Raw genomic sequence first — 20,648 nt, 5'->3', positions numbered from 1 at the left:
GGCTGGAACGGCGGCGTGTCCGTGTCGAAGTGCCCCGATTCGGCTCGGGCGGCACCACGGGAAGCACCGCCGCAGTTACAACGGCAGGCGCAGATCCTTAGGACGGCTCGTGGTTCTGGCCCTCCCGGGCAAGGGCAGTCAGCCGCGAAACCGCGCGGAAGTACTTCTTGCTGTACCCGCCGTGCATCATCTCGTCGGTGAACAGCTGGTCAAAGGGAACGCCGCTGGCCAGGATGGGAACGTCCTTGTCGTACAGCCGGTCCGCGAGGACCACAAAACGCAGCGCCACAGCCTGTTCGGTAATGGTCTCAACGTTGCGCCACACCACGCCGTCGATGCCGTCAATGAGCTTCCGGTAGCGGCTGGGGTGCACACCGGCCAGGTGGCTGATCAAGGTGCTGAATTCGTCCTGCGCCACTGTCTTGCCGTCGAATTCGGCCTTCATGTGCGCGGTCAGCTGGCTGTTCTTCAGCGGAGCGGGAGCGGCGGGCAGGCCGCGGTGGCGGTAGTCCTCGCCGTCGATCCGGACGACGTCGAACTGGTCTGCCAGCACCTGGATTTCACGCTGGAAGTCAACGGCGGCAAACCGGCCATCTCCCAGCGAGCCGGGAAGGGTGTTGGACGTCGCGGCGAGCTTGACACCGGCGTCAGCGAGTTCCCGCATCAGCCTGGACATCAGGACAGTATCGCCGGGATCGTCCAGCTCGAATTCATCGATGCACACCAGCTTGTAGTGGCTCAGGGCCTCCACGGTCTTGCGGAAGGACAGTGCGCCCACCAGGTTGGTGTACTCCACAAAGGTGCCGAAGGCTTTCGGGCCGGGGACAGCGTGCCACGTCGAGGCCAGCAGGTGGGTTTTCCCGACGCCGAATCCACCGTCCAGATAGATGCCCGCCCGGGATACGTCCTTCTTGGCAAAGAGCCTCTTGAAGAGGCCGGCGCCCTCGCCGGCACCCACACTGCCCGCAAATCCTTCCAGTGCCCTGACCGCGGAAGCCTGGCTGGGCTGCTGGGGGTCCGGACGGTAGCTGGCAAAAGAGACCTGGCCAAACCTCGGCGAGGGAAAGAAACCCTTGAGGAGCTCATCCACCGAAACTTTGGGAGTCCGGGCGGCAAGCTGTTCGATCTGTACCAAGGTGGTCCGTTCTGCTGGTGACGTGTCCCCAGAAAGAATACCGGCAATACGGCAGGGCTCCCCCGCCTTGGCGGGCACGGGCGGCAGGGCGTGACGAAGGCCATATTTCCCTCTGTTAACGCAAAGCGGAAATCACTCCCGGCCGTGGTTAGTGTTGGAACAGGTTACCAACGTCCTACTGCAGGTCCGCCGTAGGTTTCAGTGAAAGGCCATCACCATGTCCTACCCCGTTGAACAGAACGAGAAGTTCGCCGCCTATGCCCGCCCCGAGCGGCTGGTTTCCACCGAATGGCTCGCCGCCGCCCTTGAAACCGGCGCCGTTGCCGACGGAAAGCTTGTGGTGGTGGAGTCCGATGAAGACGTCCTCCTTTATGAGACGGGCCATATACCCGGCGCCGTCAAGATCGACTGGCACACAGACCTGAACGACGAAGTGACCCGGGACTACGTGGACGGCAAGGCGTTCGCAGCCCTCGTGGCTGCCAAGGGCATCTCCCGCGACAGCACCGTGGTGGTCTACGGCGACAAGTCCAACTGGTGGGCTGCCTATGCCCTGTGGGTTTTCACGCTCTTTGGCCACGAGGACGTCCGGCTGCTGGACGGCGGCAGGGACAAGTGGATTGCCGAAGGCCGGGAACTGACCACTGACACCTCCACGCCGGCCCCCGGCGAATACCCGGTGGTGGAGCGCAACGACGCCCCCATCCGCGCCTTCAAGGAAGACGTCCTGGCCCACTTCGGGAACCCCCTCATCGACGTACGCTCCCCCGAGGAATACACCGGGCAGCGGACCCACATGCCTGCCTACCCCGAGGAAGGCGCCCTCCGCGGCGGCCACATCCCGACGGCGGCATCCATTCCGTGGGCCCGCGCAGCCGCTGCGGACGGAACCTACCGCAGCCGCGAAGAACTTGAAGCCCTGTACCTCGGCGAGGCAGGCCTCAGCGAGGGCGACGACGTGGTGGCCTACTGCCGCATCGGTGAGCGGTCCAGCCACACCTGGTTTGCCCTCAAGTACCTGCTGGGCTTCGACACTGTCCGCAACTATGACGGTTCCTGGACCGAGTGGGGCAACGCCGTCCGTGTCCCCATCGTCAAGGGCGCCGAGCGCGGCACCGTGCCCGCGGCCAACTGAGGCGGCCCGGTTTGTGCGCGGACGCCCGCCTGAAACCTGCGTAAGCTGGACATGATGAACACACATGCCCTGCCCGCCGCACTGGCGGAAATCGTTGATGACTTCCAGGCCCTGTCCGAACCGGACCGGCTGCAGTTGCTGCTCGAGTTCTCGCGCGGGCTGCCTGAGCTTCCGGACAGGTTGAAGAACCATCCTGAACTCCTGGAGCAGGTGGTGGAATGCCAGTCGCCGCTGTTCCTCACCATCGAGACGCAGAAGAACGACGACGGCTCCGCGGACGCTGTCCGGCTGTACTTCAAAGCACCGCCGGAAGCGCCCACGACGCGTGGGTTCGCAGGTGTACTGCATGAAGGACTTGACGGTCTCACTGCGGCCGAGATCCTGGCGGTCCCCGACGACATGCCGGAACTGCTGGGCCTCACCCGCGCCATCACGCCGCTGCGGATGCGTGGCATGACGGCCATGCTGGGCCGCATCAAGCGCAAGGTTGCCGCCACCACGCGGCTTCACGCCTAAACCCGAAACTTGCGGTTTTGGGACGAAAGAGCACTTCCCAGGGAACGCCGGCCACCGCTGCACTGACGGCGGCCGGCGTTCCTTTTGTGCTGCATCCTTACAGCCACGATCCCTCGACGGCCAGCTACGGGACGGAGGCCGCCGTCGCCCTGGGCATTGAACCGGAGAGGGTCTTCAAGACCCTGATGGTGGAGGTGGAGGGGCGGCTGGCCGTGGGCGTGGTTCCGGTCAGCGGAAACCTTGACCTGAAAGCCTTCGCCGCGGCTATGGGCGCCAAAAAAGCCACCATGGCTGATCCTGCAGCAGCCGAAAGGCGCACCGGCTACGTTCTGGGCGGCATTTCACCCCTGGGCCAGCGACAGTCCTCCCCCACGGTCATTGACGGCAGCGCCCTGGCACAAGAGACCATGCTCGTCTCAGGGGGAAAGCGCGGACTCGACATCGAACTGGCGCCCGCGGATCTGATCCGGCTGACCGCCGCCGTCACAGCCGCCATCGGCACGACAAAAAGCTAGCTACCCGTCGCCCTCACGCTTCACGCTTCGGGGGCCTCCTGAGCAGGCTGGCCCGGATGGTTGGCCCGGGGCGCGAGTTGCTGCCGCAGCCACGCCTTGACCAGGCGTTCCCAGCGCTCGGGATCGACGTTCCACTCCTTGGTGTGCCTGGCATGGTTAAAAGTTTCAAAGGTCACCATTTCCGGGTTCCGCTCCGCGAGCATGGCAGACGGACCGTAAGGCACGTACTCGTCGTCGACGCTGTGCAGGATCAGGGTGGGTGTCCGGAGTTCCACTGCACGCGAGACCCAGTCCATGGCCTTCAGGTCCACCGGTGCGGCCAGTCCTGTCAGCCTTCGGCCCAGCGGGTGGCCCAGCATCAGCTGTCCGTACCGCCCCACCAGGGAGGGGATTCTGTTCATCGCGGCATGGTGGGCCAGCACGTTGACCCAGTCGATCACAGGCGCGTCCAGCACCAGGGCGCGGATCAGGTGCCGGAAGCGGGACCGGTCTGCCGTCTGCAGGCAGATCGCACCGCCCATGGACCAGCCGAAGAGGACAATTTCTTCCGCGCCGTTGGCCAGGGCGTACTCGATGCCCGCTTCCACGTCCCGCCATTCCGTAGACCCCAGGCCGTACCGGCCGTCGTCCGCGGACGGCGCCAGGCCGTCATTGCGGTAAGAGACCACCAGGCTGGTCAGCCCTAGTTCCATTGCGGGGCCAACAGCCCTCAGGGCCTCCTGCCGGGTGGCACCCCGGCCGTGCACCATGATCGCCCAGGTGCGGCTTTTCCCCGCTGCCCTTACCAGCCAGGCAGGAGCCTGGCCGCCCTCCACCTCGATCAGGACGTCCTCTGCAGGCAGTCCGACGGCGGCAGGATCGGGGTACACGGCGCCGCTCCACCATCCCCGGTGGGCTGTGTTGATGTCACCGGAGTAGACGGCCTCCACCTCCCGAAGCACCGTCCGTTCCGCCGGCGAATAGGAGACGATCCGGCCGATCCGCGCATGCCCCTTGCCGCCGTCGAAAAACAGGCCGTAAACGCCTTCCACGGTGGTGTCCTCGTTGGCCGCCAGAATGATCTGCTGGCCCTGGCCTTCACGGATCACGGCCAGCACTTCCTGGTTTGCCACCCGCTGCCGGGCGGGGGTGATGACGCGCCGGGCGAAATACAAAGCCAGCGCGGAGGAGCCCGTAGCCAGCAGGCCGGCCAATGCACCACCGCCGATGACGCCACCAAGCGTCCACTTGGCCCGCAGGGACATCCCGGCGTCGGGCTGGGGCGTCAGTTTGGCCGGCAAAGTGGGAGTGCGTGAAGAAGGTGCCATAGAACTATTCTTACTGCAGCCTCCCGGTTGGCCATATTCGCGCGCCCGTGCCACGCCGGAATGCTGCCGGAATTCTGGGGAGAACACAGGGGCGCCACCACCCCAAATGGATGCAGGCGCAGAGGCACAGGACTAGGCTGATGCCATGAGCGAGCCAATCGTCATCCTGACCGAAGAACCCCTGGGCGCGGACGACCGCCTGAATATTGAACGGCTGGTGGACGGCGCAGACACGCATCTTGTGTTGCTGGTCCCGGCGAATACCGAGCGCCATCTGCTGGTGGATTTCCTGGAGAATCTGTCCATGCTGGAGGTCGCGAAGGCGTTCCGCGAGCTGACTTCCCATGCCCCTGATCCCGCTGTTGAACGGGCGGAGGCGGCAGAGACACTGACAGTGTCGCTTGGAGCCCTCCAGGGTCTGGGCGGCGGGGTCACCGGCGAGGTGGTGGAAGGTGGCGCCGTCGACAGCCTGGTGGCGAAGGTCAAAGAGCTCGGTGCTGCCCAGGCCGTGGTGATCACCCGCCCGCATGCGGTGGCCGATACTTTCCATACGGATTGGGCCAACAAGGCGCAGGAACAGCTTGGCCTGCCCGTCCTGCACCTGTACGCCGGTTCGGGATTTATCGGTGACTCCTAGGCGTTGACAAGACTATGAGCATCTTCGGAAAAGACATTTTCGGCAACAGGGCCACCGGGTCCATTCCGGGCACCCTTGACGGGACGGAAAAAGGCAACGGCACGGAAAAAGGCGACAGCACGGAAAACACTCCTGAAAGCGCAGGCGGCGCTGTGAACGCCGACGGCCTTGCGAGCGGCCAGCAGAAGTCCGATGCCCAGTGGCGGCAGGAACTGACCCCGGAGGAGTACCACGTACTGCGGGAGGCAGGAACAGAACGCCCGTACACCGGCGAGTACTGGGACACCCACACGGCCGGCGTCTATCAGTGCCGTGCCTGTGGGGCCGAACTGTTCACGAGCAACGAAAAGTTCGACTCGCATTGCGGCTGGCCGTCCTTCTGGGCACCGCTGGCGGAGGGCACGGTCCGTTACATCCATGACCGCACCCTCGGGATGGAACGCGTGGAGGTCCGCTGCGCCAACTGCGATTCACACCTGGGCCATGTGTTCGACGGCGAGGGCTACGGAACCCCCACTGACCAGCGCTACTGCATCAATTCCGTCTCCCTGAAGCTGGTGCCCAGAGAAGAAGCCGGCACGGAACCGCGGACGGAAAGCTCCGGCACGGAAAGCTGAGTCCGAGGCGTCGGAAGGCTGTACCTGGACGGGCCCTGGACCACCCTGAGGCCGAGAGTCTCTTATGCTTGAGGCATTCTTAGGTTAGAAACTCTGGTTGCTTGCTACGCTCGCCGCAGAGGTTCAAGCAAAAGAGAAAGGCAGCCTGCCGTGACCGAGACTGTGATCAGTGCCCCCACCAGGATTTCTGCGGAGCACCCCGGCTGGCTTCGCCTCAAGGCCGCTGCCATTGCCCTGCAGGAGCTCCAGGTGCAGGAGGGATCCGTCCCTGCACCCGAGGATCACCCTGCTGCCGCTGCCCGGGTTGCGGCCATCGTTGAGGCGCTGGCCGGGCTTGCCCCGCTTTTCCCGCATGACGAGGCCTACCTGGCCGCCGCCGCCCGGGATTTCGAGGCGTGGGCCGGCGCCGGCTTCGGTGTGCCGGATTTCCTCTCCTCGCTCCTGGCGTTCCAGCCCCAGCAGCAGCGCCATGACGGCCTGCAGCATGTTGTGGTGTTCCCCATGTACACCCAAAACGGGAGCAGCAGCAGGCTCGTGGAAGCCGTGCTGATCGAGGTGGTCTGGCCGGATTTCATCGCCGGGCTGGAGGCCGGCGACTACTCCAACCAGCTGTTTGTGCCCATCCGCTTCCTGGATTTCACCCCCGGCTACAACACCAACTCTGCCGTCCTGTTCCCTGAAACAGTGGCGGTGCGCGAGACCCCCGCTTTCACGTGGGGCGCCATATTTGCGGACCGTGAAGCGGCCCGGTTCCGGCGCGTCCTGCGGGCGGCTGCGGAGATCACGTCGCTGGAACTGCCGCCCGGTGCTGCCGAGCTGCTGGAGGACCAGGAACTGACGGAAGCCACGTTTGTGATGTGGGACCTCATCCACGACCGCACCCACATGCGCGGGGACCTGCCATTTGACCCGTTCATGATCAAGCAGCGCATGCCGTTCTTCCTGTATTCACTGGAGGAACTCCGCTGCGATCTCACAGCCTTCCGGGAGTCTGTCCGGCTTGAAAAGGACGACGACGCCCAGCCTGAAGCCCGCCGGCACGCCAAATTGGTGCAGTACGCCATCATCTTCGACCGGATTTTCCGTTTTGCCATCACCGGCAGCCGGGTGCGTAACTATGACGGCCTGGGCGGCCAGCTGCTGTTCGCCTGGCTGCACCAACACCATGTCCTGCACTGGACGGACAGCAGGCTCAGGATCGACTGGGACCAGGTGGCGGACGCCGTCATCGCGCTGGGAGCTAAGATCGATGACCTGTACTGGCGCTCCATCGACCGGCCAAAAATGGCACACTGGCTTGCCGCCTATGAGCTGATTTCGGCCACCGTTACGCCCCACCCTGCTTCCGTATGGGCCAGGGGCACCGACGCACTGCCCCTCACCGGCCCTCCCCGTGGCCTCACGGACCAGGTGCTGGATGACGAATTCCCGCTGTCCATGTTCTATGAAGCATTGGAGAAGAAGATGCGTCCTGTCATCGAGTCAACAGCCGGCATTACCGGCAAGTCCAGCATCACCGGCAGTTCCAGCATCACCGGCAGTTCAGCGCAGTGAATGAGGGCACAGCCCCTAACGTCCTGGTCACCGGGGGCAGCGGGGCGTCAGGGGTTGCCGTGGCCGGGGCGCTCCTGCAGGCCGGCTATCGGGTCTTCACCGTAGGTTCAGACAGGGCCCGCATCGAGGAAGCGGCGGCGAAGGCGGGCGACGGCGTTACCCCGCTGGTGTGCGATCTCGCCGGCCTGGCCGAAGTGCAGGAGCTGCAGGACTATCTTGCCAGCGCCGGCGTCAGCATTGATGCGGTCATCCACCTCGTGGGCGGCTGGCGCGGCGCAAAAGGCATCGCGGACCAAAGCGATGCCGACTGGGAATTCCTGGAGCGCGCAGCCATCACCACGCTCCGGAATGTCTCCCGCGTTTTCTATGACGACCTGGCCGCCTCGAGCTGTGGCAGGTTCGCGATGGTTTCCTCTACCTCGGTGGGAAAACCCACTGCTGCCGCCGCCAGCTATGTGGCGGCAAAAGCAGCCGCGGAAACGTGGACCATGGCCATGGCGGAGGGCTTCGCCCGCACCATCCGCGCTGGATCGGCAACAGAATCTGAAACTGAATCTGCGGGCGGTCCGCTCCGTTGTGCCGCCGTCGTCCTGGTGGTCAAGGCGCTGGTGGACGCTGACATGCGGAAGCAGCACCCGGAACGGAATTTTCCCGGAGCCACCGACGTCGAGGACCTGGCACGCGCCGTCGTCGAACTTTTCACAAAGCCTGCCGATGAGCTGAACGGCCAGCGCCTGCTGCTGGCCCCCTGACTGTACTTAGACTGAAAGCGTGAGCAAAGCAATGACAAGCACCACTGCGGAAACTGTCCCGCGAACCGGGATCCGCCTGCATGATCCATCCGTCCGGGGCTTCGCGTCGGACAACTATTCGGGGGTCCATCCCGAAGTCCTGACCGCGCTGGCAGCGGCAAACGACGGCCACCAGGTCTCCTACGGCGAGGATGAGTACACCGCGCGGCTGCAGGAACTCATGGAGCAGCACTTTGGGCCCGGCATTGAATGTTTTCCCGTGTTCAACGGAACCGGAGCCAACGTCCTCTCCCTCCAGTCGCTGCTCCCGCGGTGGGGCGCGGTGGTCTGTGCCGCCACCGCCCACATCAACATGGACGAAAACGGTGCGCCTGAGCGGATCGGCGGCATCAAGCTCCTTTCCGTCCCCACGCCGGACGGGAAACTGACCCCGGAGCTGATCGACCGGGAGGCGTGGGGCTGGGGCGATGAGCACCGGGCCCAGCCCCTGGCCGTCTCCATCACCCAGACCACGGAACTGGGCACGTGCTACACACCGGAGGAGGTCAGGGCCATTGCGGAGCACGTCCACTCCAGGGGCATGAAACTCCACATGGACGGCGCACGGCTGGCCAATGCTGCCGCCCACCTGCAGGTGCCACTGAGGGCTTTCACGCGCGACGCCGGTGTGGACATCCTGTCCTTCGGCGGCACCAAGAACGGGCTGCTCTTCGGTGAGGTGGTGGTGGCCCTGAATCCCGAGGCCGCGCACGGCCTGGTTTACCTGCGCAAAATGAACATGCAGCTGGCGTCCAAGATGCGGTTTTTGTCGGCCCAGTTCATCGCGCTGCTGGAAGGTGACCTGTGGCTGCGCTCTGCCTCCCACGCCAACGCAATGGCGGCCCGGCTTCGCGCAGCCGTGGACACCATCGACGGCGTCGAGCCGACGCAGAAAACCGAATCCAACGGCGTTTTTGCGATCCTGCCCAAGGGTGTGGCAGACAGGCTGCGGAAATCCTTCCGCTTCTACGACTGGAACGAGGCGGCACACGAGGTCCGCTGGATGTGTTCCTTTGATACAAACGAGGATGATATTGATGCCTTTGTTGACGCGATCCGCCGGGAGCTTGCCCACCATCAGTCGGGCCAGGCCGCCACGTAGCATGCGGACGCCGACGGCGAGCCTGCACCCCCTGGCCGCCGCGGTTGCGTAACCTGCGAAGGTGAACGCACTCGCCCAGGTTCCCCCGGAGTTCCTCCACGCCTTGGGGACCCTCAGGAAAGCCCATTGCCGCAGTGAACTGCGGCTCGCAGAGATTCCTGCCCCGGCACGCCTGGCGCCCTACGCCGTGGCCCTGGGAGCCGAAGTCATGGCGTCCGGTCCGGGCAGCGGGACGGTGCCCGTCCACGGGCCTGCCGCCATGGCCCTGGCGGCAGCATCCGGGACGGAGGAGGATGACGACGCCGAACTCGCCACAGGCCGTTTTATCCTCCTGCACGACCCCGACGGGTCGGCCGTCTGGGACGGCGAATTCCGCATCGTCACGTACATCCGCGCCCAGCTTGAGCCGGAAATGGGCAATGACGAGATGCTGGGCACGGTGGCCTGGACCTGGCTCGTTGAGGCCCTCGAGAACCATAAGGCCCCGTACCGTGCCGCGGGAGGTACCGCCACCCGCGTACTTTCGGAAAGCTTTGGGACCCTATCCGACAGGCCCGGCTCGATCGACATCGAACTCCGCGCCTCCTGGACGCCGGCCTCCTCAGATGTCACGGCGCATCTGGAGGCGTGGTCCGACATGGTGTGCACCTTTGCCGGGCTTCCCCCTCTTCCTGACGGGGTTTCCGCCCTGCCGCGACGCCGTCGGAACTAGCCGCTGTATGCACTGCTGCATTCTGGCGATGTTGAGGCAGCCTGACACCACCTTGTCGGTAAACTGAAGGCACCATGACCCCTCACATTCCGGATAACACCACAGCCGGCGCTCCGGCTGCTGACTCCACTCCCCACATCACAGTGGACGGCTTCGACAGCCCCATCCCCGTGGTCATTGATCTCGACACACCCCGTGAGGGTGTGCCACTGGTGATCGAAACCCAGTCCGGGCTGGAACGGTGCGCCGCCGCCATCGCCGCCGGCACCGGCCCGGCGGGGGTTGATGCCGAACGGGCGTCGGGCTTCCGGTACGGCCAGCGTGCCTTCCTGGTCCAGATCCGCCGCGAAGGCTCGGGGACCTGGCTCATCGACCCCGAGCCCTTCAACGACCTGGCCATCATTAACGACGCACTCAAAGGGGTTGAGTGGATCCTGCACGCGGCCAGCCAGGACCTGCCATGCCTGCTGGAACTGGGCATGTGGCCCGACAAACTGTTCGATACTGAGCTCGCGGCACGGCTCGCCGGACTCCCGCGGGTGGGCCTGGCGGCCGTCATTGAGCAGCTGCTCGGCTTCGGCCTGGCGAAGGAACATTCCGCCGCTGACTGGTCCACCCGGCCGCTGCCCGAGCCCTGGTTGCGGTATGCGGCCCTGGATGTGGAAGTTCTGACGGAACTGCGTGAGGAGCTCATCGAACTCCTGCAGGCGGACGGCAAACTCGAGTTCGCGGAGCAGGAATTTGCGGCCATCCTTGCCGCGGGCGTTGCGCCGCCGCGGATCGATCCGTGGCGCAAGACCTCGGGCCTGCATCAGATCCGGGACCGCCGCCAGCTGGCCGCAGTCCGTGAGATGTGGCTGGAGCGGGATTCCCTGGCGCAGAAACGGGACGTAGCCCCCGGCCGGCTCATTCCGGATTCCGCCCTGGTGGCCGCGGCCAAGGCCATGCCCTCCACCGTGCCCCAGTTGCTGGGAACCAAGGGCTTCCACGGGCGTGCGGCACAACGTGAGGCGCCGCGCTGGCTCCGCTGCATCGCCACGGCCAGGGATCTCGCAGATCTTCCTCCCCTGCACCTGCCCACCAATGCTCCGCCGCCACCGCGGGTCTGGGCTGACCGTGATCCTGAGGCGGCAGCACGCCTGTCCACCGCGCGCCCGCTCCTGCAGGAAAAAGCCGAGGCGCTGAACCTGCCTGTCGAGAACCTGCTGACTCCCGACTATCTGCGCCGCGTCGCGTGGCGCCCTCCCGCAGAGATCACCGAAGCGTCTGTCGCAGAGGAACTCCGTGTCCTCGGTGCCCGCGAGTGGCAGGTCGGCGTTGTCGCACCGCTCCTTGCCGAGGCATTCCTCAATCCCCAGCCGTTGCCTCCCAAAGAGCCGCGGGAGCCCAAAGCTGCGGCTGCTGCCACCGACTAGGCCCCAGCCCCGCCGACGGACCTCGAAGGCTCTTGCACACTAAGTTACTGGCGAGTAACATTGAGTCCACTGCCGTCCGGATCATCGCTGCCCTTTGGCCTTTGACCGGCGCCAAACGTCTCGATGAGGAGTTACACGTGAGCAACCACGGAAGCAGCGGATCTTCGCGCACTGTCCGCGACGTCGTTTTTGTCGACGGCATCCGCACCCCCTTTGGCCGCGCAGGTGAAAAGGGAATTTATGCAGGAACCCGTGCCGATGACCTGATGGTCAAATGCATCCGGGAGCTTCTGCGCCGCAACCCTTCCCTGCCGGCTGAGCGGATCGATGAAGTAGCGGTTGCTGCCACCACCCAGACGGGGGACCAGGGCCTTACCCTGGGACGTACCGCCGCCCTTCTGGCCGGACTCCCCCGCACTGTTCCTGGCTTCGCGATCGACAGGATGTGCGCGGGTGCCATGACTGCCGTGACCACAACGGCCAGCGGCATTGGTTTTGGCGCCTATGACGTTGTCATCGCCGGCGGAGTGGAGCACATGGGCAACCACCCCATGGGCTCCGGCGCGGACCCCAACCCACGGTTCATGTCCGAGCGCCTGGTGGATCCCGCGGCGCTGAACATGGGCAACACCGCCGAGAACCTGCACGACCGCTTCCCCGCCATCACCAAGGACCGGACCGATGCGTACGCCGTCGCCTCCCAGGACAAGCTGGCCGCGGCCTATGAGAAGGGCCAGATCCAGCCCGACCTGGTGCCGGTTGCCACCCTCAAACCGGGCCAGGGTTGGTCGCTCCAAACCGTTGACGAGCCGCCCCGTCCAGGCACCACACTGGAAGACCTTGCCGCCCTGCGCACCCCTTTCCGCGCGCACGGCCGCGTCACCGCGGGCAACGCCGCCGGATTGAACGACGGCGCCACCGCCGCCGTCCTGGCCTCCTCCGATGCCGCCGCAGAGCTGGGATTGCCGGTCAAGATGCGCCTGGTCAGTTACGCGTACGCAGGCGTTGAGCCTGAAGTCATGGGAATTGGCCCCGTGCCTGCCACCGAGAAGGCGCTGAAGAACGCGGGCCTGGATATCAGCGACATCGGGCTGTTCGAAATCAACGAGGCCTTTGCCGTGCAGGTGCTCAGTTTCCTGGACCACTTCGGAATCTCCGACGACGACCCCCGGGTTAACCGCTACGGAGGCGCCATCGCCGTGGGCCATCCGCTCGCGTCCTCAGGCGTGCGGCTCATGAACCAGCTGGCCCGGCAGTTCGAGGAGGACCCCTCCGTACGGTACGGAATGACCACCATGTGCATCGGACTCGGCATGGGAGCCACGGTGATCTGGGAAAACCCGCACCACGCCGATTACAGCGGCGCCGCGGCAACACCTGCCGCCGGCACCACAGCATCCCCCACCGCATCCGCCCCGACGGCAGACACTGAAGGAGCAGCAGCATGAGCGCCGCAGATTTCACCAAGCTCACCCAACTCTTCCCCGACGAGACAGTGACCCATTCGTACGTCCAGGACATCCAGCTTCCGTCGGCGCACGGGAATCCCAGTCCCGGCACCTTCGCCCTGATCACGCTGGACAACGGCCTGGACCATACCAAGCCCACCACCCTGGGACCGAACACCCTGGTGGAGCTCGGAACGGTACTGGAAGGGCTCCGCGACCGTGCAGCCCGTGGTGAAATCGTGGGCGTCGGCGTCACCGGGAAGCCGTACTTCCTCGTGGCCGGCGCTGACCTTTCTGCCGTCAAGTCCCTCGAGAAGCGAGACCAGGGGCTGTGGATGGCCCAGCTCGGCCACGACGTCTACGCCACGCTGGCCAACCTGGGCGTGCCCAGCTTTGCCTTCATCAATGGCGTGGCACTGGGCGGCGGCCTGGAGATCGCTTTGCAGGCCACGTACCGGACCGTCTCATCAGGGGCCGGTGCCCTGGGGCTGCCCGAGGCATTTATCGGCCTGGTGCCGGGCTGGGGCGGAGTCTATATCCTGCCCCGGCTGATCGGGCCCGAAAATGCCGTCCAGGTGATGATCGAAAATCCGCTCAGCAACAACCGCACCCTCAGCGGGCCACAGGCGTTCAAACTCGGCGTTGCGGACGCCCTGTTCGAGCCCGCAGATTTTCTTGAGCAGTCCCTCGCCTGGGCTGCCTGGGTTATCTCCGGTGAGGTTGTCCCGGAGCGGCCCAACGCCGTCGACCCTTCCGACCCTGCAGTGGTGCAGCGCTGGGGTTCCGCCGTGGCCGCCGGCCGTGCGTTCATCGAAGCCAAGACGTCCAACGCATCGCCGGCTCCGGCCAAGGTCCTGGACATCATGGAGGCGAACCGCACCCTGACCCAGGCGGAGTCCGCTGAGCTTGAGTGCGAAACTCTCGCCGGGCTGATGCAGACCGACGAGTTCCGTGCCACCGTCTACGCCTTCCTGGACCTGGTCCAGAAGCGTTCCAAGCGGCCGGCCGGAGCCCCTGACCGGAAACTGGCGCGACCCGTGACCAAGGTCGGTGTTGTGGGTGCCGGCCTGATGGCAAGCCAGCTGGCCCTGCTGTTCGCCCGCCAGCTCAAGGTCCCCGTGGTGATGACGGACATCGACCAGGCCCGCGTCGACAAGGGTGTGGGCTATGTCCACGCCGAGGTGGACAAGCTGCTGGGCAAGAAAAAGATGAGCCAGGACGCGGCCAACCGGACCAAGGCCCTGGTCAGCGGGTCGGTTTCCAAGGAGGTGTTCGCGGATGCCGACTTTGTGATTGAGGCCGTTTTTGAGGAGCTCAACGTCAAGAAGCAGGTGTTTGCCGAGGTGGAGGCCATTGTGTCGCCCGAGTGCATTCTGGCCACCAACACGTCATCCCTTTCCGTGACGGCGATGGCCCAGGACCTCCAGCATCCGGAACGTCTCGTCGGATTCCACTTCTTCAACCCGGTGGCGGTGATGCCGCTGGTGGAGATCGTCCGTGCGCCCCGGACGGACGACGCCGTCCTGGCCACCGCCTTTGAGCTTGCCAAGGGCCTGAAGAAGACCGGTGTGCTGGTCAAGGACGCCGCCGCGTTTGTGGTCAACCGGATCCTCCTGCGGCTGATGGGTGAGGTCACGGCAGCCTTCGACGAGGGGACTCCCGCGGAGGTCGCGGACAACGCGCTGCGGCCCATGGGGCTGCCCATGACCCCCTTCACCCTGGGCGCCATGGTGGGCCTTCCGGTGGCACAGCATGTCCAGGAGTCATTGCACGCCGCGTTCGGGGACCGGTTCGCTGTCTCCGCCAACCTGCAGAAACTGATCGACAACGGCGTGAAATCGCTCTGGGTGCCCACCCCCGACGGTTCGCAGGAGATCCCGGAGTCAACACTGGCGCTGATGTCCTTTGGCTCGTCCCCGTCCACCGGCGAGGAAGTGCTGCGCCGTACGCACGATGCCCTGGCCGAGGAGATCGGGCTGATGCTGGCCGAAGGAGTGGTTGCCGGGCCTGAGGACATCGATCTCTGCATGATCCTGGGCGCGGGCTGGCCCATGTTCCTGGGCGGCATCACTCCCTACCTGGACCGGGTGGGGGCATCCGAGCGGGTCAACGGCAAAAGGTTCCTGCCGGCAGGCGTCGCATCCCGTGCGTCACAGGAGAGCGTGGAAAGCGCCGTTTCCTAAGGCGCCCGTCCCGGGCGACACTGCTTCGGCAGACAAGTGAACTGCGACGGCGGGTGTCACCTCAGGTGACCACCCGCCGTCGTCCCGTTAAACCCAACTAAGTAGCGCTAACTGTCGTTTTGGGGGCCCAAAACGACAATTAGCGCTACTTGGTTGGGAAGGGAGCCGGGATTAAGCCAGCCAGGCGCCCGGTGCCGCGACGCCGAAGGCGACGCCCGAGCTGAAATGTGACTCCAGCACCTCGCCGAAAGGGCCGTCGGCTGCCAGCCGTCCTTCATTCAGCACCAGGAGCCTGCTGCACGTGCGGTAGGCGAAATCAAGGTCGTGGGTGACCATCACCACGGCGGCCCCTCGGCCGGCCTCGGCGGCAATGGCTTCGGCCAGCACGTCCAAGCCCTGGCGGTCCAGGGAGACGGTGGGCTCGTCCAGGGCGATAAACCGCGGCGCCTGGGCAAGCAGGGCCGCAAGGGCTGCCAGTCGCTGGCCGGACGCCGGCAACTCGTAAGGGTGCACGCCTCCGGCTTCCAGCAGCCTGGAACGGCGCAGTGCCGTGTCTACACGCTCCCCACGAACCGCGTCGCCGAGGCTGCGGGGCAGGCCCGCGCCCACTTCGCGCCGGACGGTCCGCTCAAAAAGCTGCTCGAGGGGATGCTGGAGCAGGGCGCCCACCGCTGGGCCGGAGCCCGTGGAGGCGGCCGCGGGGCCGGAGAGGGGCCTGAGCAGCACTGTTCCGGACTGCGGTGTGGACAGTCCCGTCAGCAGCCGCAGCAAAGTGGATTTTCCGGAGCCGTTGGCCCCGGCCACCGCAACACACTCCCCCGCGGCCACGGTGAGGCCCACATTCTCAAGCACCCGCGACGCCTGGGGGCTGCGCCGCCAGGGACGGGGTTTCCGCCAACTATATGCGAAGCGCAGCCCCTCAGCTGCCACGACAGGAGCTTCCACAGGCAAAGCCTCAGGAAGGGATCCGGCAGGTTCCGCCGGCAAGGGTCCGCCAGGTCCTGGGAGTTCGGGTGCCCGCGCAGGTTCCTGTGGCGCCGGCTGCGCGCCAAAACCAAGCACCGGCAGCCCGAGGTCCGTGGCGGCGCCCGCTGCTTCAGCAGCCGCGCCCGTGAAGACCGCCCGGCCGCCCGCCAGCAACACCACCTGGTCCGGGACCCACGCGGCTCCGGTTCCGCTTCCGGCTCCGTTGCCGCCGGCGTTTCCTGCCGCGGCGAGGTCCTGGGAGAGCACAACAACACCCATACCGCCGCCCAAAAGGGCCGCTATTGCCGCACTAACACGCGTCCGCGCCTGGAGGTCAAGGCTGGCAAGTGGCTCGTCGAGAACCAGGAAGCGTGGCCGCGGTGCGATCGCGGCAGCGAGAGCCACAAGCTTTTGCTGGCCGCCGGACAGCAGGCCCGGGTCCCGCTCCAACAGCGGGGTCAGGCCCAGGTCCGCCGCCACTTCACGGACGCGCGCCTGCATGTCCTCCCGGGCCATGCCGGCGTTTTCCAGTGGAAAGGCTATCTCCTCGGCCACCGTCGGGGCGACAGTGGAAAGCTGCGCGGCGGCGTCCTGGCCGGCGTAGCCCACCAGGGTGCCCCAGTACTGATGGTCGATCCGCGCCGCCTGGGCAGCCGGAAACTCCAGGGAATGAGCGCCCAGCGTGATGCTTCCGTGCAGGGTGCCGCGGTGTTGCCCGGGAAGCACCCCGGCAAGGATGAGCCCCAGCGTGGTCTTCCCACTGCCCGAGCCGCCCGCCACCAGCACGTACGCGCCCGGCCCCACCGCCAGGTCAACGTCCGCCAGGACGGGCCGGGCACTGTCCGGGTAGCTGAACGATCTAAGGCTGAGGCGCACCGCTGCCTCCCGCCGGTCCGAACCACAGGACCAGGAAGACCGCCAGCCCGGCCAGCAGGGACCAGCGGAGAACGGACTGGAACCTGGAATCAGGAACCTCCCGCAGGCTGGTCCGGGAGGCGGTGCCCCCGAAGCCCCGGGTCTCCAGGGCAGCGGCGCGCTGGCCGGCATCGTGGAGCAGGGAGAGCAGCAGCGGAAGGGCCAGCACACGGAAGGAGGCCAGCCGGGCCGGAAGCGATCTCCCGGAGTACAGGCCCCGGAGCTGCTGTGCCTCCCGGATCCGCTGGACCCGCCGCCTGATCTGCGGCGCGATGGTAAGGGTGGAACAGAGCACAAAGCCCAACTGCGCGGGGACACCGTGTTTCGCGCACAGTGCCATGATGTCCGCGGGCTGGATGCTGAAGGAGAGCGTCAGCAGGAGGACCACCAGCACCGCTGCCCTCAACACCAGGGATCCGGCAACGCCCAGCCCTTCCGCGGTGAGCCTGGCAGGGCCGAATGTCCAGAGGACTGTGCTGCCCTCAGGGAAGAACAGTCCATGGGTCAGCAGCAGGGACGCCGCGAGCGGCAGCAGGACAAGGCCGGCCGCGGCCCAGACGGCACGTGCCGTCCCGGCGAAGGCCGTGATCGCCGCCGCTGCAAGCAGCACGGAAAGCGAAACAACCCACTGGCCCACCGCCGTCGTCACCACCACAACGGTGACGACGGCGGTGAGCTGGGTCAGCGGGCTGATCCGGCCCAGCCTAGGAATCCTTGCGTCCGGCCAGGACCCGGAATTGCCGCACAAACGGGAACTGGAACGTCACCCTGCGCGGCAGCGCATAGACCAGCAGGGCAACGATCGTGAAGACGATGGCCTTGTCCATGGGGTCCGAGATCAGGGCCTGCTTGGTGACGGCGGCGAAGAGCGTGTCGCCCATGGCACGGAACGCGCTGACGATGGCGCCGGTGGCCACCCCTGACGTGCCGCCAAAGACGAACGCCGCCACGGGGGCCGACACCACGCCCGCGAGGACGCCGGTGATAAAACCGGCCACCGGGGCAAGGTAGAACCGGCGGAAGAAGCCGTGGCGTGCGGCCAGGCCGGCAAGGAATCCGATCAGGGCGGCGCCCGCGGCAAAAGGCAGGACCGTGGGATTGAAGAAGGACCAGACGATGCTGCTCAATGCACCGGTGGCAGCTCCTGCCGCCGGCCCAGCCAGGACGGCGATCAGCACCGTTCCGATCGCGTCGAGGTAGAACGGCACCAGGGTGCTTCCCACAAACTGGCCCATCACGATGTTCAGCACCAGCGCCACAGGAATCAGCACCACGGTGGTGGTGGGAAGGGTAGGCAGTACGGCCACCACCAGCAGGATGGCGCCCACCAGGAAACCTGACAGGGCAATCAGGGCCGACGCACTGCCGGGCCCCGAGGCGATGTCCGCCGGCTGGTTCATCACCAGGTAGATGTAGGTTCCCGCGATGGCGGCTGCGCCGAGGATCTCCAGGACGCGGCGCTTTCGCGAGGCTGCCTCAGTGGTTTCGGGCAGCGTCAGGGACGAGGATGACATGGTGTTCCTTTGAGGGTTCAGGTAAAGACTCAGACTCTGAGGACCGGATGGCCTTCAGGGCTGTGCATTCAGCTGCCTATGTCACCTCGGCAGCGGACCGGCCGGCGTTGCCGCTCCCCCGGACCGCTCAACAGTTTAGCGCCTGGCCCGCTGGGCGCCATGCCCGCCAGCCAGCCTGCGCGCCAGCCCGCCCACAGAGGCCACCAGTTCATCGAAGGCTGCCGCCGGATTGTTGTCGGACACGATCCTGGCGTTGGCCGGATGGCCCCACAGGTTGCGGAAGTCCGCCACCGTGGTCCCGATCAGGAGTGGGGATTCCGTCTCGACGTCCACAGTGGCCGGCCGGGTGGAGTATTCAAGGGTCCCTGCCGCGACGCCGGCGGCGAAAAAGTCGTGGATGTGTGCCACGTAGCCCTGATCGTACCGGCGGTGGAATTCAAAGTAGAAGCGCAGCGCGTCGGACAGGTGGCGGACCAGTTCATTGTCCGAGGTGCTCCGAAGGCCCTCGGGCTGGTCCGGCAGCACCAATTCCTCCACCGCGCAGCCTGCCGCCTCCGCCAGCCGGCGCACATGCTCCGGCCGGAGCTCGATCCGCTCGGTGGTGTCCAGGGAACAGACGATCGGCAGCTGCTCCGCCGGAAGGCCGCGGTAGGCTGCGTACACCTCCTTGGCGGCGTGCGGGTCCACGTGCGTGTTCCACTCAGCCAGGGGCGTGGTGTTTCCCTGGTGGTAGAAGCTGCCGCCCATGATGACTGTCTTGCGCAGGAGCTCCGGCAGGCGCGGCTCACGCCGGATCGCCAGGGCGAAGTTCGTTAACGGTGCAGTGATGAGGGCAGTCAGCTCCCCTGGGCGCGCACGGGCCGCCTGGACCCACAGGTCCGCGGCGTCCCGTTCGGAAACGGATCCCGACGGCGGGGGCAGGACCGCGTGCCCCAGCCCTTGTGGACCATGGGTCTCCGGCGTGGTCACCAGCGGGATCTCAAGGGGCGCTTCCGCCCCAACGGCCACTTCCACTCCACGGCGTCCGCACAGTTCCAGCAGTGCCAGGGTATTGCGGGCCACCTGATGGACACCGGCATTGCCCGCCGACGCCGTGACGGCCACGAACTCAACATCGGGAAGTGATGCCAGATAGGCCAGCGCCACAGCGTCATCGATTCCGGTGTCCACGTCCAGGAGGAGGCTGATCACTGGTGTTCCCCTCTAGAAGAGTGCCACTTTGGGGACAGCCGGGAAAATGTCATCCAGTTCCGTCAGGTCCTCCGGCCCCGGCATCCAAGCCACGGCCCCGGCGTTCTGCCGGACCTGCTCAGGCCTGGTGGCGCCGGCTATGACGCTGGAAACAGACGGCTGGGCCGCGAGCCACGAAAAGGCAACCTGGACTTCGGTCAGGCCACGCTCGGCAGCAAACGCCGTGAAGCGCCCCAGTTGGTCCCAATCCGCGTTGTGCACCAGATGGGTCCTGGTATGGCTGAGCCGTGATCCGGCGGGGGCAGTATCCGGGGAGTACTTTCCGGTCAGGAGCCCGTTGGCCAGCGGGAAGTAGGGCAGGACGCCCAGGCCGTACGCCTCCGCGGCCGGGGTGACTTCCAGCTCCGCGCGCCGGTCCAGCAGGTTGTAGTGGTTCTGGGTGGAGATAAAGCGCGTCCCGCCGCCGGCCCGTGCCACAAACTCGGCCTCGGCGATTTGCCAGCCGGCGCGGTTCGAGTGCCCGATATAGCGGACCTTGCCGCTGGTCACCAGGTGGTCCAGCGCGGACAGCGTTTCGTCAATCGGGGTCAGTGGGTCAGGGGTGTGGAACTGGTAAAGGTCGATCCATTCCGTCCCCAGCCGGCGCAGTGATGCTTCCGCTGCCTGGATGATGTAGCGGCGCGAGCCCCTGGCGCCGAAGTCCGGGCCGTTGGCCCCGCGCATGTCCATCCCGAATTTGGTGGCCACCACCGCCTCATTCCGCCTGCCGGCGAGGGCCTTGCCGAGCATGGTTTCGCTGAGCCCGGGCTCGCGGCCGTACGTGTCCGCGACGTCGAAAAGTGTCACGCCGGCGTCGAGCGCCGCATGCACGACGGCGTCCGTCCCCTCCTGCGATTCCGTTGCCGTATGGGAACGGCCCAGATTGTTGCAGCCCAGCCCCACTACGGAGACGGTCAGTCCGGAATTTCCAAGTCGCCGGTATTCAGTCACGGAAC

The 20,648-nt window shown here is 66.1% G+C and carries 19 protein-coding genes; 12 read left to right on the top strand and 7 right to left on the bottom strand.

Annotated elements, in window-relative coordinates; genetic code table 11:
* Window positions 1-97 precede the first annotated feature (97 nt).
* Window positions 98-1,135 carry a cell division protein ZapE gene (zapE, locus tag M1E17_RS08995; RefSeq protein WP_457966816.1) on the bottom strand — a complete coding sequence of 346 codons (1,038 nt, stop codon included), beginning with the start codon at window positions 1,133-1,135 and terminating at the stop codon, window positions 98-100.
* A gap of 217 nt (window positions 1,136-1,352) precedes the next feature.
* Between zapE and M1E17_RS08990 the strand changes: the two genes are divergently transcribed.
* From M1E17_RS08990 to ybaK, 3 genes are read left to right on the top strand one after another with little or no spacing between them, the layout of a single operon-like run.
* A complete protein-coding gene (locus M1E17_RS08990; RefSeq protein ID WP_457966815.1) occupies window positions 1,353-2,270 on the top strand; it encodes a sulfurtransferase in 918 nt (305 codons plus the stop codon).
* A 54-nt stretch (window positions 2,271-2,324) separates the two neighbouring features.
* The gene (locus M1E17_RS08985) at window positions 2,325-2,786 is read left to right on the top strand and encodes a SufE family protein (protein ID WP_457967661.1); all 462 of its coding nucleotides are present in this window, start codon (window positions 2,325-2,327) and stop codon (window positions 2,784-2,786) included.
* Window positions 2,787-2,803: 17 nt separating this feature from the next.
* Window positions 2,804-3,301 carry a Cys-tRNA(Pro) deacylase gene (gene ybaK / locus M1E17_RS08980; RefSeq protein WP_457966814.1) on the top strand — a complete coding sequence of 166 codons (498 nt, stop codon included), beginning with the start codon at window positions 2,804-2,806 and terminating at the stop codon, window positions 3,299-3,301.
* Between the two features lie 20 nt (window positions 3,302-3,321).
* On the opposite strand, the gene M1E17_RS08975 is transcribed toward ybaK, so the two are convergent.
* Complete coding sequence (locus M1E17_RS08975; RefSeq protein WP_457966813.1) at window positions 3,322-4,608, bottom strand: alpha/beta hydrolase family protein; 1,287 nt, start codon at window positions 4,606-4,608, stop codon at window positions 3,322-3,324.
* A gap of 145 nt (window positions 4,609-4,753) precedes the next feature.
* Here M1E17_RS08975 and M1E17_RS08970 point away from each other — a divergent pair, with 145 nt between their 5' ends.
* From M1E17_RS08970 to M1E17_RS08930, 9 genes are all read left to right on the top strand, one after another.
* Window positions 4,754-5,245 carry a hypothetical protein gene (locus tag M1E17_RS08970; RefSeq protein ID WP_457966812.1) on the top strand — a complete coding sequence of 164 codons (492 nt, stop codon included), beginning with the start codon at window positions 4,754-4,756 and terminating at the stop codon, window positions 5,243-5,245.
* A gap of 152 nt (window positions 5,246-5,397) precedes the next feature.
* Window positions 5,398-5,862, top strand: a complete 465-nt coding sequence (gene msrB / locus M1E17_RS08965; RefSeq protein WP_457967659.1) for a peptide-methionine (R)-S-oxide reductase MsrB — start codon at window positions 5,398-5,400, stop codon at window positions 5,860-5,862.
* A 150-nt stretch (window positions 5,863-6,012) separates the two neighbouring features.
* Window positions 6,013-7,416: a DUF6421 family protein gene (locus tag M1E17_RS08960; RefSeq protein ID WP_457966811.1), complete on the top strand. Its 1,404-nt coding sequence runs from the start codon at window positions 6,013-6,015 to the stop codon at window positions 7,414-7,416.
* Window positions 7,413-8,168, top strand: a complete 756-nt coding sequence (locus tag M1E17_RS08955) for an SDR family NAD(P)-dependent oxidoreductase (protein WP_457966810.1) — start codon at window positions 7,413-7,415, stop codon at window positions 8,166-8,168. The genes M1E17_RS08960 and M1E17_RS08955 overlap by 4 nt, the downstream gene beginning before the upstream one ends.
* 31 nt (window positions 8,169-8,199) lie before the next feature.
* Complete coding sequence (locus tag M1E17_RS08950) at window positions 8,200-9,309, top strand: threonine aldolase family protein (RefSeq protein ID WP_457967657.1); 1,110 nt, start codon at window positions 8,200-8,202, stop codon at window positions 9,307-9,309.
* A gap of 61 nt (window positions 9,310-9,370) precedes the next feature.
* On the top strand, window positions 9,371-10,021 hold the full coding sequence (locus M1E17_RS08945) for a DUF3000 domain-containing protein (protein ID WP_457966809.1): 651 nt from the start codon (window positions 9,371-9,373) through the stop codon (window positions 10,019-10,021).
* Between the two features lie 74 nt (window positions 10,022-10,095).
* The gene (locus tag M1E17_RS08940) at window positions 10,096-11,436 is read left to right on the top strand and encodes an HRDC domain-containing protein (RefSeq protein WP_457966808.1); all 1,341 of its coding nucleotides are present in this window, start codon (window positions 10,096-10,098) and stop codon (window positions 11,434-11,436) included.
* Between the two features lie 137 nt (window positions 11,437-11,573).
* Window positions 11,574-12,884 (top strand): thiolase family protein, encoded by a 1,311-nt coding sequence (locus tag M1E17_RS08935; protein WP_457966807.1) that lies wholly within the window; start codon window positions 11,574-11,576, stop codon window positions 12,882-12,884.
* Window positions 12,881-15,067 carry a 3-hydroxyacyl-CoA dehydrogenase NAD-binding domain-containing protein gene (locus M1E17_RS08930; protein WP_457966806.1) on the top strand — a complete coding sequence of 729 codons (2,187 nt, stop codon included), beginning with the start codon at window positions 12,881-12,883 and terminating at the stop codon, window positions 15,065-15,067. Before M1E17_RS08935 ends, M1E17_RS08930 begins: the two co-directional genes overlap by 4 nt.
* 171 nt (window positions 15,068-15,238) lie before the next feature.
* Here the strand turns inward: M1E17_RS08930 and M1E17_RS08925 are convergent, their stop codons facing one another.
* The 5 genes from M1E17_RS08925 to M1E17_RS08905 form a co-directional block, all read right to left on the bottom strand.
* Window positions 15,239-16,909: an ABC transporter ATP-binding protein gene (locus tag M1E17_RS08925; protein ID WP_457966805.1), complete on the bottom strand. Its 1,671-nt coding sequence runs from the start codon at window positions 16,907-16,909 to the stop codon at window positions 15,239-15,241.
* On the bottom strand, window positions 16,893-17,696 hold the full coding sequence (locus tag M1E17_RS08920; RefSeq protein WP_457966804.1) for a CbiQ family ECF transporter T component: 804 nt from the start codon (window positions 17,694-17,696) through the stop codon (window positions 16,893-16,895). The genes M1E17_RS08925 and M1E17_RS08920 overlap by 17 nt, the downstream gene beginning before the upstream one ends.
* Window positions 17,653-18,462 carry an ECF transporter S component gene (locus M1E17_RS08915; protein WP_457966803.1) on the bottom strand — a complete coding sequence of 270 codons (810 nt, stop codon included), beginning with the start codon at window positions 18,460-18,462 and terminating at the stop codon, window positions 17,653-17,655. The genes M1E17_RS08920 and M1E17_RS08915 overlap by 44 nt, the downstream gene beginning before the upstream one ends.
* 135 nt (window positions 18,463-18,597) lie before the next feature.
* Complete coding sequence (locus tag M1E17_RS08910) at window positions 18,598-19,653, bottom strand: nucleoside hydrolase (protein WP_457966802.1); 1,056 nt, start codon at window positions 19,651-19,653, stop codon at window positions 18,598-18,600.
* Between the two features lie 12 nt (window positions 19,654-19,665).
* Window positions 19,666-20,643 carry an aldo/keto reductase gene (locus tag M1E17_RS08905; protein WP_457966801.1) on the bottom strand — a complete coding sequence of 326 codons (978 nt, stop codon included), beginning with the start codon at window positions 20,641-20,643 and terminating at the stop codon, window positions 19,666-19,668.
* Window positions 20,644-20,648: the final 5 nt, after the last annotated feature.

The sequence above is a fragment of the Arthrobacter sp. D1-29 genome (assembly GCF_054130585.1).
Note: the sequence above shows the minus strand (reverse complement) of the source record. Positions and strands in the feature narration are given on the sequence as shown.